The 12,473-nt window shown below is 65.4% G+C and carries 10 protein-coding genes; 5 read left to right on the top strand and 5 right to left on the bottom strand.

Translation table 11 applies throughout. From position 1 onward, the window contains the following. Positions 1 to 420 precede the first annotated feature (420 nt). From ACWEOE_RS41685 to trxA, 3 genes are all read left to right on the top strand, one after another. Entirely contained in the window at positions 421 to 708 is a 288-nt protein-coding gene (locus ACWEOE_RS41685; RefSeq protein WP_452019311.1) for a hypothetical protein, read from the top strand. A 376-nt stretch (positions 709 to 1,084) separates the two neighbouring features. Further along, positions 1,085 to 1,540, top strand: coding sequence for a carboxymuconolactone decarboxylase family protein (locus ACWEOE_RS41680; protein ID WP_452019309.1), 456 nt, complete (start codon positions 1,085 to 1,087; stop codon positions 1,538 to 1,540). Positions 1,541 to 1,570: 30 nt separating this feature from the next. Next, positions 1,571 to 1,900: a thioredoxin gene (gene trxA / locus ACWEOE_RS41675; RefSeq protein ID WP_452019307.1), complete on the top strand. Its 330-nt coding sequence runs from the start codon at positions 1,571 to 1,573 to the stop codon at positions 1,898 to 1,900. Between the two features lie 110 nt (positions 1,901 to 2,010). Here the strand turns inward: trxA and ACWEOE_RS41670 are convergent, their stop codons facing one another. Next, a complete protein-coding gene (locus ACWEOE_RS41670) occupies positions 2,011 to 2,970 on the bottom strand; it encodes a cupin domain-containing protein (RefSeq protein WP_452019305.1) in 960 nt (319 codons plus the stop codon). Between the two features lie 74 nt (positions 2,971 to 3,044). Here ACWEOE_RS41670 and ACWEOE_RS41665 point away from each other — a divergent pair, with 74 nt between their 5' ends. Together ACWEOE_RS41665 and ACWEOE_RS41660 are read left to right on the top strand one after the other, a co-directional pair. Further along, positions 3,045 to 5,819 (top strand): helix-turn-helix transcriptional regulator, encoded by a 2,775-nt coding sequence (locus ACWEOE_RS41665; protein ID WP_452019303.1) that lies wholly within the window; start codon positions 3,045 to 3,047, stop codon positions 5,817 to 5,819. A gap of 185 nt (positions 5,820 to 6,004) precedes the next feature. After that, positions 6,005 to 6,877, top strand: a complete 873-nt coding sequence (locus ACWEOE_RS41660; protein WP_452019313.1) for an alpha/beta fold hydrolase — start codon at positions 6,005 to 6,007, stop codon at positions 6,875 to 6,877. Positions 6,878 to 7,182: 305 nt separating this feature from the next. Here ACWEOE_RS41660 and ACWEOE_RS41655 read toward each other — a convergent pair whose 3' ends face one another. The 4 genes from ACWEOE_RS41655 to ACWEOE_RS41640 form a co-directional block, all read right to left on the bottom strand. Next, the gene (locus ACWEOE_RS41655) at positions 7,183 to 8,316 is read right to left on the bottom strand and encodes a lactonase family protein (RefSeq protein WP_452019301.1); all 1,134 of its coding nucleotides are present in this window, start codon (positions 8,314 to 8,316) and stop codon (positions 7,183 to 7,185) included. A gap of 559 nt (positions 8,317 to 8,875) precedes the next feature. Next, positions 8,876 to 9,898 (bottom strand): AraC family transcriptional regulator, encoded by a 1,023-nt coding sequence (locus ACWEOE_RS41650; RefSeq protein ID WP_452019299.1) that lies wholly within the window; start codon positions 9,896 to 9,898, stop codon positions 8,876 to 8,878. Between the two features lie 388 nt (positions 9,899 to 10,286). Beyond that, positions 10,287 to 10,475 (bottom strand): hypothetical protein, encoded by a 189-nt coding sequence (locus ACWEOE_RS41645; protein WP_452019297.1) that lies wholly within the window; start codon positions 10,473 to 10,475, stop codon positions 10,287 to 10,289. A gap of 781 nt (positions 10,476 to 11,256) precedes the next feature. Next, positions 11,257 to 12,132: an SDR family NAD(P)-dependent oxidoreductase gene (locus ACWEOE_RS41640; RefSeq protein WP_452019295.1), complete on the bottom strand. Its 876-nt coding sequence runs from the start codon at positions 12,130 to 12,132 to the stop codon at positions 11,257 to 11,259. Between the last annotated feature and the right edge of the window lie 341 nt (positions 12,133 to 12,473).

The raw sequence follows: 12,473 nt of genomic DNA, 5'->3' as shown, positions 1-12,473 counted from the left end.
TAGTGGATGATCGCGTTCTTGATCTCGTTGGTCTGGATGTAGAGGTGGCCGGAAGCCTGCATACCCGCTCCATGATCGCTGATCCAATTTCGGTCGGCTCAGACTTGTCGCCACGCAGTCGCACTCGCGTCAGGGAAATCCCCAGCGGGCGCCCCAGGATCGGCTGACTCTTCAACCCCTATGGCGTATTTCGGAAGAGTCGGACACAACGGTCCACTCAGGACTCGGTGGGCCTGCAGAAGTATTGCCCTCAAGATCCGGATAACCGGCACTTCCCACCATATCCTTGGTCTTGCGCCACTGCAAACCTTGCGGTATGAGCCGACGGTCACCGGCGAACTGGGGAGTTCTCGGACGCGAGATTCCGACACCGGAGGCAGGCTGCCCTGACAACCGACTGCGTACCCGGGAGGTCTTCTCATGGTGCACTGGGATCAAGTGGCCCGCGCCGATGTCATTCGGGCTTTGGATGAATACGACCAGCTCGGGCCGGACAGCTTCTTCGCCACCCACGGCTTCGCCCCTTCCACGACCTACGAGCTCGTCTGGAAGGGCCGGCGTTACCCACCGAAAGCCATCCTCGGCACCGCCTACGAGTTCGCAACCGGCGTGCGCCTCGCATCCACCGATTTCGAGGGCGGCAAGTCCGGTGCGGTCAGCGTCCTCGGGAAGCTCGACTTCACGATCGAACCCCGACAACGAGGATGAGGCGCCCCTTCCGGAAGGTGTGCAATCTTCCAGAGCAAGCCTTACGAATTCCTTGATTCGAGCAGTCCGGGGAATTTCCATGCTCGAGACAACCTCTCGAGACCGATCACACCCTGAGACTCTCGGGCAGAAAACTGATATTTGGCAACCTGGACGGATCATCGAGTGGCGGGCAAGCTGGTTTCCAGTGGAGCTCGGCGCTCCACCTGGGCGGCGGATCAGCAAAGCGTTCGGAGCCCGGCGGTGTCCTGCACCCCTCACGTGAAAGGTCCTTGTCATGCCAGAACTCGCTCGAATCGAACCGGCAGCCACGAACACCACCGAGGTCGCCGACCTCTACGCACGCTTGAAGAAGACCCACGGTGTGATCCCGAACATGGCGACGTACATGGCGAACAGCCCCGCCGTACTGAAGGCTTGGCTCGACTTGTCGGCGGCGCTCGGCGAAGGTCAGCTGCCGCCGGCCGTCCGCGAGCGGCTCGCCCTCAGCTCAGCGGAGCACAACGGCTGCACCTACTGCCTCTCGGCACACAGCTTCCTGGCGAGAAAAGTGGCGAAGATCGACGGTGACGAGATCGATCGCGCACGTCATGCCGCGTCGGAAGATCCCCACATCGACGCGATTCTGAAGCTGTCCGACGCCATCTCCCGCAACCGCGGGAACACCAGCAAAGAGGCCGTCGCGCAGGCGCGCGAGGCGGGCGTGACCGACGCCGAGATCGCTGAGATCATCGGGAACATCGCACTCAACACGCTCACCAACTACTTCAACGTGTTCACCGAGACGCCCAGCGAGTACCCGGAACTCGTCACTCCCCACAGCAAATCCTGACCACGACCCTCAGCCCATCAAGGAGGCCCCATGTCCAGCGTCCCAGCCGTCACCGACGCCACTTTTCGCGGCGAAGTCATCGAGTCGGCGAAGCCCGTTCTCGTCGATTTCTGGGCCGAGTGGTGCGGCCCCTGCCGTGCCGTCGCTCCGGTGCTGGAGCAACTCGCGGCCGAGCACCCCGATGAGATCAGTGTCGTGAAGGTGAACGTCGACGAGAATCCCGACGCGGTCGAGCGTTACGCCATCAGTTCCATCCCGACGCTGAAGGTGTACCGCGGGGGAGAAGTCCGCAAGACGCTCGTGGGAGCAATGCCCAAGGCCCGGCTGGAACAAGAGCTCTCGGAGTTCCTCGACGCCTGAGCAACGGATCGCCGCCACCTGGGAGGTGTGCCACCCGCTGAGGCCGTGGCACCCCTTCCGCGGCGGCTCTGGGCGCCTACCGGCTGGTACTCGGGCGGTGGTGTCCGCACTCAGTCAGTTTCGGCTTCTCCGGAGCGAGAGCCGAGTCGCGCCTCCTGGTGCTGACCGCGGCGGAAGCGAGCCGGCGTCGTGCCGACCTCGGCTCGAAACGCTCGCGAGAAGGCCGATTCCGACTGGTAGCCGACCCGGCTCGCGATCATCGCGACAGTCAGATCGGTGGATTTGAGCAACTGGGCTGCCGACATCAGCCGCACCCTGGTCAGGAAAGCCCCGACGGTGGTACCGGTGTCCTGCGAGAAGTGCCTGAGGAAGGTCGCCCGCGACATCGCCGCGGCGCGGCTGAGAAGCTCGATGCTCCAGTCGGCACCGGGGTTTCGCAGCATCGCCTCGACGGCGTCGGCGATCCGAGCATCCGCCGCCGCGGTCCACATCGCCGCACTCGTGGCCTGACCGCGCGAGGTCCGCAGCACCATCGCCAGCAAGACGGTGCACAGCGACGACAGGATGGCCGCCGTACCATCACCCTCACGGCGAGCTTCGCCTCGCATCAAGTCGCTGAGCATCCGCAAGACCCCGGCGCCCTCGTCCGCCTTCCCGAAACAGACGTGCACTGGGTCGGGCAGGCTGCGGAACAACAGCTTCCCGGCTCCGGTGTCGAAGGTGTAGTGGCCGCAGAACAGATCGATCGTGGGCGCCTCGATCCTGTCCACTGTTCGGGTGGTGATGAACACTTCGCCCGGAGTCTCGATGACCCCTCGCGCCTCTCCGGGCCCCGAAGTCGTGATCCGGTGCGGGGCACCACTCGGGATCATCACGACGTCGCCGGCCTGCAGGTCCAGCACCGTACTGCCGACCTGCAGCCGGCACTCCCCCTCCAGAAGCACGTGAAACGGCGCCTCCAAGGGAGCAGGGCGAGCGACATCCATTCGGGTCGCTGTTCCCAGGAGGCATCGTCGATCCAGACGGGCTTCCAGTTGCGCCATGCGCAACAAGCGACTGATAGCGTCCACCGTGCAACTTTCAGACAGAAATTCGTATCGAATGAGCCTGCTCGTCCCACGCCCTGACGGGTTAGCGTGTAAGAGTGTATATACCAGCGGACCTGCCTCGGTGGCGCCGAGCCGCCGAGCTGATCGGCCGTCGAGCTGAATGCAGTGTGCTCGACCGCCTGATCGCGGACGTCCGCTCCGGCACGAGTCGCGCGCTCGTGCTGCACGGCGAGCCGGGCGTCGGCAAGACCGCTCTGCTCGACTACTTGTCGGTGCAGTCATCGGGCTTCCGGGTAGTTCGCGCGGCCGGCACCGAGTCCGAAGTCGAGATGCCCTTCTCCGGACTGCACCAGCTGTGCGCGCCGTTGCTCGATCATCTCGATCATCTGCCTGGTCCGCAACGAGAAGCGTTGCGGACCGTCCTGGGGTTGAGCGGCGGGACCACGCCTGACAAGTTCCTCGTCGGGCTGGCGCTACTCGGCTTGCTCTCACAGGCCGCCACCGAACGACCTCTGATGTGCCTTGTGGACGATCTGCAGTGGCTGGACCCGGCCTCCTCGCGAACTCTCACCTTCGTGGCGAGGCGCCTGCACACGGAGTCCGTAGGTCTGGTGATCGCTACCCGCGCCGTGACCACCTACCTCAACGGGCTGCAGGACCTCGCCGTCAACGGTCTGCGGCCGGCAGACGCCGGAGCGTTGCTCGACACCGTCCTGACCGGTCCGGTCGACACCGGCGTCCGCGACCAGATCATCGCGGACACGGGTGGCAACCCCCTGGCCTTGCTCGAGCTGCCCCGCGGCCTGACCCCAGCCGAGCTGGCAGGCGGCTTCGGGCTTCCGAGCGCGATGCACGTCGCCGCGAGCATCGAAGAATCCTTCAGCAGACGTGCCGCTGCCCTCCCCGAAGCGTCACGGAAACTGCTCCTGATCGCCGCGAGCGATCCGTCGGGGGATCCCGCCCTCGTGTGGCGGGCCGCCCGGGCTCTCGGCGTCGACGCGGCCGCAGCGACTCCTACCATCGAGACGGGTCTGGCCGAGCTGGGGACGCGGGTGCGCTTCCACCACCCGCTCGCACGGTCCGCGATCTACCAGTCGGCTTCGGAGGCGGACAGGTTGCGCGTGCACGAAGTGTTCTCACAGGTGATCGACGGTCAGGTGGACCCGGACCGGAAAGCATGGCATCGCGCACACGCCACAGTCGGCCCCGACGAGGACGTCGCGCTCGAGCTCCTGCGCTCCGCCGAGCGCGCGAAGGCCAGGGGCGGAGCCGCGGCCGCCGCGGCCTTCCTGCGGCGTGCCGCCGTCCTGACCCCCGACCCGCTCCAGCGCGCCACCCGCGCACTCACGGCTGCGGAGGCGCAATTGCAAGCGGGCGCGTTCCAGCCCGCGCTCGATCTGCTTGCCATGGCCGAGTCCGGGCCTCTGGACGAGTTTCAGCACGCACAGGTCGACCTCGTGCGAGCCAAGCTGGCGTTCGTCTCGAACCGCGGAGGTGACGCACCGACCCTGCTCGTCAGAGCGGCCATGCGCTTGACCCCGATCGAACCTGCTCTCGCCAGGTCGACATATCTCGAAGCACTCTCCGCTGCGATCTTCTCCGGCCGCCTCGCCCCGGCCGAGGGCGGTGTGTTCCAGGTCGCGCGTGCCGCCGCCGCCGCGCCGCCACCACCAGGTATCCCGCAGGCCTTGGACCTTCTGCTCGACGGCACCGCAGCCGCTCTCAACGACGGGTACGGCGCGGGGTTGCCTGCTTTGCGGAAGGCACTCGCCGACTTCGGCTCCGGGACACCGCGCGGGAGTGATCTCCACTGGTTGTGGCTGGCGTGCACGACGGCGATACGTACCTGGGATGATTCGGCGTGGAACAGCCTGTCGATGCGGTACCTGGCGCTCGCTCGCGGAATCGGTGATCTCGCCGAGCTCCCCCTCGCCTTGATCGCCCGGGCCTACTTCCTCTTGTTCTCGGGTGACCTTGCTTCGGCCGCGGCACTCGCCGAAGAAGCGCAGGCGGTCAACAGCGCGACAGGAAGCGACCTCGCTGCGTACGGGCCCATGGGTGTCGCCGCGTTCCGAGGGGATCATGCCCGCGCGACGGAGCTCATCGACGCCACCACCACCGATTCCGCTCTCCGCGGAGAGGGCGTCGGAATCACCTTCGCGGAGTGGGCCACCGCGTTGCTGGCCAACGGCTTGGGCCGCTACGACGAGGCTTTCCGAGTGGCCGAGCGCGCCGTCCGGATCGAGCCGGCGCCAGGCTCATGGATCTGGCACGTACCCGAACTGGTCGAAGCCGCTGTGCGCAGTGACCGTTCGGAGGCCGTGGCGGACGTCTATGCGGAATTCGAGGACATGACCCGCACCAGCGCCACTGACTGGGCACTGGGTCTGCGGAGACGCACCGGAGCGCTCCTCACCGATGGCGACAAGGCCGAAGAGCTGTACCGCGAATCCATCGACCGGCTCGGCCGCACGCGCATGCGCGCGGACCTGGCACGTGCCCACCTGTTGTATGGAGAGTGGCTGCGCCGCCGCAACCGCCGCCGTGACGCGCGCGGTGAGCTGCGCACCGCGCAAGCCATGCTGGCGGAAATGGGTATGAAGGCCTTCGCCGACCGGGCCGCACGTGAGTTGAGAGCCGCAGGAGGCACTTCAGGCAAGCCCGTCCACGCCGCAATCGATCCTGAGCTCACGGCCCAGGAGGAGCAGATCGCGAGGCTCGCCCGAGACGGCCTGACGAATGGTGAAATCGCGAGCCGCCTCTTCATCAGCTCACACACTGTCCAGTACCACCTGCGCAAGGTGTTCGCCAAGCTCGGCATCACGTCGCGCAGCCAGCTCGGCGAACGGCTGCGCAGCAACGACAGCTGATGAGCCGGGGCCGGCGTCAGCATCTGCTGCGGCTCTTCGCTGCGTACCCCAGTCGCCCGCTACACAGGAACTCCCGCAGCGCCGCTGGGGACTTCGCCGATGCGATCGGCCTGCCATCGGAGCATCTTGAGGGGTCGATCCGCTGTAAAGCGGCCACCGCCGGATTCAGCCATGGGAGGCCCGAAATGAACGTTGTCCACCATCGGTACGCGACCGTGAAAGACCGACAGCTCTTCTACCGCGAGGCGGGGCCTGCGGACGCTCCGGTGATCGTGCTCCTTCACGGATTCCCGACGAGTTCGTTCATGTTCCGGAACCTCATCCCCGGGTTGGCGGACCGGTTCCACGTCATCGCGCCGGACCACCTCGGTTTCGGCTACTCTGACGCGCCTTCCACCGAAGAGTTCGACTACACCTTCGACGCGCTAACGGACCTGACGAAGGGGCTCCTCAACCGGCTCGGGGTGACCCGCTACGCCATGTACGTCCAGGACTACGGCGCTCCGATCGGCTGGCGCCTGGCATTGGCCGACCCGAAGGCCATCACCGCGATCGTGACGCAGAACGGAAACGGCTACGACGCCGGATTCATCCCGGGATTCTGGCAGACGGTGTGGAACTATCAGCAGGCGCAGACACCCGAAGCGGAAGCCGCCATCCGCACTGCGCTGACCCTCGAAACGACCAAGTGGCAGTACCTCACAGGAGTTCCCGACGAAAGCGTCGTGACCCCAGACACCTGGAACCACGACTTCGCGTTGCTGTCCCGGCCCGGCAACGACGCCGTGCAGCTCGCGCTCTTTCTCGACTACGCCACCAACCCGCCTCTCTATCCGGCGCTACACGACTACCTGCGAGCCAACCGTCCTCCCCTGCTCGCCGTGTGGGGCAAGAACGACCCGATCTTCGCACCGGAGGGCGCCGAAGCTTTCGCCGCGGACGTACCCGACGCCGAGATCCACCTCCTCGACGGCGGTCATTTCCTGCTGGAAAGCGCGGGCGCCGAAGTCACCCACCTCGTTCGTGACTTTCTCGGACGATCCCTGAGCGCCCGCTGACCACACCCTGCCGTTGCCTGCTCACTCGGAGAACAGCTGCAGGACAGCTCCGGACTTCGCCCGGCAACGAAGCCTGAGAGCGGATCGAACTCGCACAAGCTCTCCTCGGCATGGCCCAGCCCGCCCGCTGACACCGTTTCGACCATTGCGCCGTGGTGGTCGTCCAGCCCAAGAGTGGGTACAACGCTCGAATGAAATCCACTCAACGGGCGGATCATGCGCGCAGACGCCGACGTCGAACTCCCGCACACGACGGAGTACCGCGGACCGCGCCAGGCAGCACGGCCCGCGGATCAGTCAGGCCATCACGAAGAAGCAATTCCTTCGCCACCCGACGTACCCGGCACACTGACAGTGCCGACCGCGGTCAGCGTGTGGTCGGGGTTGATCCGAAACGCGTCGATCCCGCCGGCGCCGCTCGTCTCGGCGTAGAGGTAGCGGAGGTCAGTGGTCACCGTGAGATCGACTGGCCCGGCACCCGTACCGACAGTGCCCAATGCGCCGAGCTTCCCGTCACCCTTGTCGGTGTATCGGGAGATCGTGCTCGTACCGGCGTTCGCGGCGAAGACACCGGTGCCGTCGGTCGTCACCCAGCAGGTAGCGGTTCCGCCGGTGGCGACTCGATCCACCAGTTCGAGATTGCCACCGCGGTCGACTGTGAAGGTCGCCACCGCATTCGGCCCGCCCTCCGCGAGGACCAGATGCCCCTTGGTGTCAAACGTGAAGGCGAACGGATCGTTGTCCGCATCCGGCGTCACCACGGGGCGCGAAGATGGTGCGCCGAACCGGTCGAGCGTGAAGACCTCGACGCTGTTGGTGCTCCTCTTTGTGGTTACGATCAGCTTCGTTCCGTCCGGTGTGAAGCCCACCTGGCCTGGAGTGTTGTTGAACTCAGGCGACTTGGCCGTGTCGAGGCCCAGCGGTCGGTGCCAGGCCGGAACCCGGATCAGCAGGCCGGCCAAGCTGCGGAACCCTTGAACCGAACCACCATTGCGAGCGTTCAGGACGTAGACCACGCCGTCGCGCACAGCGACGCTGACCGGGAAGGAACCGCCCGTGGAGACTTCCTGGAGGCGGAGGAGGCGGTCGCCGAACACGCCGAAAACCGTGACCGTGTCGCTCCCGGCGTTCACGGCGTAGAGGACGTGGTGCACCGAGTCGTAGGTGAGTGCTCCCTGCGACGCGAGCCGATCGACCACCGAGCCGGCCAGCGCGCCCCCGCGGCCGCCGGTCGAGTAGCGCGCTGCAGGCGCGAGGCTGCCGTCCTGGCGCCGGTCGTAGACGACGACCGCATTTCCGGCCGGGTCGTTGGTCTGCACGAACACGGCATGGCCGGCAAAGCCCTGCGTCAGCGGCGCCGCACCGGCGGCCGGGACGGCAACGGTCGCGACGGTAAGTGCCAGCGACACCGCTGCCAGCACTGGGATGGATCTCTTCATGCGAAGCCCTTCAGGCTCGGTTCCGTTTCTGACAATAATTTAGCGGCCTGGAATGACGATTACTTGCACGCACGATGAATCTGGTGATCCTTTCGGATACCGACGTGAGCACCTCGGCCATGGTCTTGGAGATCCCCTGTTCCTACAGTTGCCGCGGGCCACTTCTCCCCCAACCCATCGAGCCGAAAGGATCCGCGGACTGTGGAATGTTCCGTCTACGGGAAAGATGGTGTCGTGACCGGTCTCCGGTGGCCGCGCGCGCGAGCGGGCCGCAGTCGATCTCCGCCAGTACCTCCTTGCGGCTGCAAGCACCGAAATCGAGAAAATAGCGGGAAAACTCGACATTCGGGGACCCGAAACCGACGATTTCGCCTGCCAGGGGCGCTGCAGACTCGGTCCTGTCGGTCATACGGATGATTTTCGCGGAGACGCCCGCGCACCCCGGTCCGGCGCACCGCGCGGATCGAAATGCCCGCTACAAGGCTGTGTTCGACGCCCGGAAAAAGCTCCGCCGGCGCTCGCCGCAAACGGCCACACCGACTGATTTGCAGTGACAGGGTCACGAACCGGTCCTCCGCAGCAGAGGAAGCCCATCGACGGCCCCCTCGCCGCCGAGCGCACGGAACCGGCCCGGGCTGATCCCCCGAACTCGCCTGAAGGCGCGGATGAACGAGTGCTCGCTCTTGTAGCCGACCGAATGAGCTATTCCACTGATCGGTTCGCTCGTCCGACGGAGCCTCTGGGCCGCGAGCTCCATCCGCTGCTCGGTGAGATAGGCCAGCGGCGGCTTGCCGACCGCAGCGCGAAAGTGGCGGATCAACGTAGCCCGGGACACGGCCAAGTGAGCGGACAGAGTCGAAAGCGTCCAGTCGTGCGAAAGGTCCTCGAGCATCGTCGCGAGCGCCTCGTCCACGAGCGGATACCGCAGCATCGAAGACTGCTGTATGGCCGTGGTTTCACGGACGCCGGACAATACCCGGCAGCGTAAGATCTGTGCCAGCAACACTTCCACAAGCCGGTCGACCATGGCCCCCGACGCGTTGTCGACGCCTGCCTCGTGCCACAGCAACTGCACCACGTGTCCGAGAGGACGGTTGGCACCTGCATGGACGTGCACGAACGAAGGAATCCGGTCCGACAAGTTTACCGTCGTCGTGATGTCCTCACGGTAGAAGCCACACATCAGCCGGGCCGACGCCTGACCATGACCCACCGTGAGCTGAGCTCCCATTCGAAGGTCGTGACCACCGGCCAGTTCGTCGAAGGGCTCACAGAGCAGTCCAGGAGCGGAGTACAGCCGGTGCCGTTGTCCCGACCTCAGCATTACCAGATCGCCCGAGAGCAATTCTCGCGGCTCATCGCCGTCCACCTCGATGTGCGCGGAGCCGCGCAGTACGACGTGGAACGTCGCGCCCGGCAGGTCGCCGATGGTTACTCCCCAGCGCTCGCCGCCGTCGAGGTAGGCGATCTTCGTGTCACTGACGCGAAGTGAGTCGGCTGATCCACCGATGCCGAGATCGGTACTCCCGCCGGTGATCCAGTTCTCGACCTCGTAAAAACGTGCGGTCGGTAGCGTCATCATCTGGAGACCGAACCCCTTCTCACGCGTCGAAAGCCCGGGTCGGGCGGGAATCGCGCACCGAACCACCGCCAGAGTGGAACGCCAAGGCCCAAAGAGCAAGTATCTTTCACATACATCAAACATTCGGATCGCTCCCGTGACCCAATCGGTCAGATTATCACCGACACACCGCACATTCTCTGGCAATGCCAGGCTCGACTGGCTACCGTCGGATACTTGGCTCGACGACGCGTTCCTCTCCTCGCGATCCGCACCCTGCGTGCCACCGAAGACGAAGCGGTTCGACAACTTATAGAGTCAAGTTGATATCCTGGGAAAGTATTGGCGGTTTCGCCGCCAACGTTCTTTTGGGGTTCGATGATCCCCGGCTCGACCACCGCACTGATTATCAGGCGAAGCGCTTCAGGAGGATCCCGTTCGACTTTCCTGTCGTTATCGGCGTCGCGAACTGCTGCCAACCCGGCAGCCCAACGCGCACGGCCGCTACGTCGCCGAGCACCGGGTCGAAGCCGAAGGTCGACATCATCACCTCTGCCCACTCGTGGGCTTGCGCGGCTTCGACCTGATCGACCCTCATCTCCGGGTCGCGCCAAGGTCCCATCGACCCCGGATCATGCGTGACGCCCCCACGATGGCCGGCTGAAGTTGGTTGAGCGAAGCACGCAGGAACTCACCACCAGGATCGCCTGCGCCGACTATGGCCGGGTGGTAAACGGTGCGGACGCCGATGAGCCCGTTGTTCCTCACCCACCGAGGTAAGAGCCTTTCCGCCGTGAGGTCGGTGCCGATGTCCTCCCGCAGCATCCGTCGCACCCCTCTGCCACGTCGATCAATTCCCGATACGGGGATGCCGGACCGGCCGAGACGTCGAGGCCGCTGATCACCAAGTGCCCACACGGTTTCAGCCAGCGAACGAGCCGTTTCCGGAACCGACGTCGAGACACACCCGCCCGGGCCGGATGCCGACCTGGCCGGAAACCTCGAAGGTGGGAGGATCGAGCAACCGGGCCAGCGCGTCCAGACGATCGGACTCGGAGGAACCTGGTGGCTGATACCACTCGTCTCGTAGCGGCCTTCGACTGACATCGATCTCCTGGGGTGCACCCTTGCGCACTCGGGTCCGCGAGGCGAGAGTGCTGAACGAACAGGCAGGCGTTCCGCGGCGGACCGCAGCGACTCGAGCCGATTCGAAGCGAAACTTCGCTCGCGAGATCGATCCGGTCTGTATCGTATGGACGCCGACCCATTCAGTTTCCCTGTTTGAGGAGATCTCGACCACCGAAAGATCAGGGATACTGTCAATTCAGCACGAAAGGTCCACCTCCCGTCATCGGAGCACCCCACGGCAGCCGTGCTGATCAGGTGTTGCGGCCGGCCATCACGCCGCCGTCGACGTTCCAGATGGCGCCGGTCACCCAGCTCGTCGCAGGCGAGAGCAGGAACGTGATGGTGTTCGCCAGGTCGCGGGGCGTCCCGACGCGCCCGAGTGGGTGGAACCCGTCGAAGCTTCGCAGCGTCGCCTCGATCTGGTCCTGTGGCACGAACTTCTCGTAGATGGGCGTCGCCACGACCGCCGGGGCCACCGCGTTGACCCGGATGTCGTAAGGTGCGAGTTCCAGGGCCAAGTTGTGCGTCAGGGCGTGGAGCCCGCCCTTCGCCGCCGAGTAGGCGGCTGAAGGAGTGGCACCGATGGCCTGGTGCGCCCACATGCTGCCGATGTTGACGATGGAACCGCCCTGTTTCCTGTCCACCATCCCTCGGACGACTGTCTGGGTGATGAAGAAGATGGCACGGTTCAACTCGTGGTAGGCGTCGTAGGCCGCCGCGTCGTGGTCGAGGAACGGTTGAGGGAGAAAGATGCCGGCCGCATTGACGAGGAGCGTGGCGTCCGCGTGCTCCTCGGCGAGTTGCCGGCGAACACTCTCCACCTGGCCCCTAACGGTGAGGTCGGCAGCGATCCCGTGCGCCGTTCCCCCTTCGGCGAGTGCTTTCACCGTCTCATCGACCTTGACCTGATCTTGCCCGATGACGACCGCGGAGCCGCCGGCGGCCACGACGTCGGCTGCGGTCTGACGTCCCATGCCACTGGTGCCACCAAGGACGACAAGTTTCTGTCCGGCGAAGACCTGCGCGGTCGGCTGTGCTCCGGATCCGTCCGGGTGAGCCCCGGCGCCCTCTAGCCAGTTGATGTTCATCGTGACCGCTTCCTTCCGATCGACCTTCGATTGCCTCATCGGCATGGTTGCTCCGCCCCGCGGCGGCGGGCCCTGCGTCCCCCGCCGCGGTTCGAAGAACTCTCCCGCCGGACCGATCGGCTCGCATCGAAGGAATCCCCAGTCAAAGCCCGGCACCGAGCTCTCACTCGCTCCTGTGAACTCACTCGGATCGCTGCCCCGCGGACCGGTGGTTCCCAGGTGGATCGCACCGAGGACTCGGGTGTACCCGGATGCGATTCCCGGCGCCGGGAGGCAGGCTCGGAGGTTGTTTTGTCCACCTTGACGCGTAAAAGGGCCAAAGATCATGGAAAGCGTTGGGAACTCCATCCAAGCCGACGTCCTCGTCATCGGTTTCGGCA

The organism is Amycolatopsis sp. NPDC004368 (assembly GCF_053602515.1).
The sequence above is the reverse complement of the archived record's forward strand: the minus strand, read 5'-3'. Positions and strand labels throughout refer to the sequence as shown.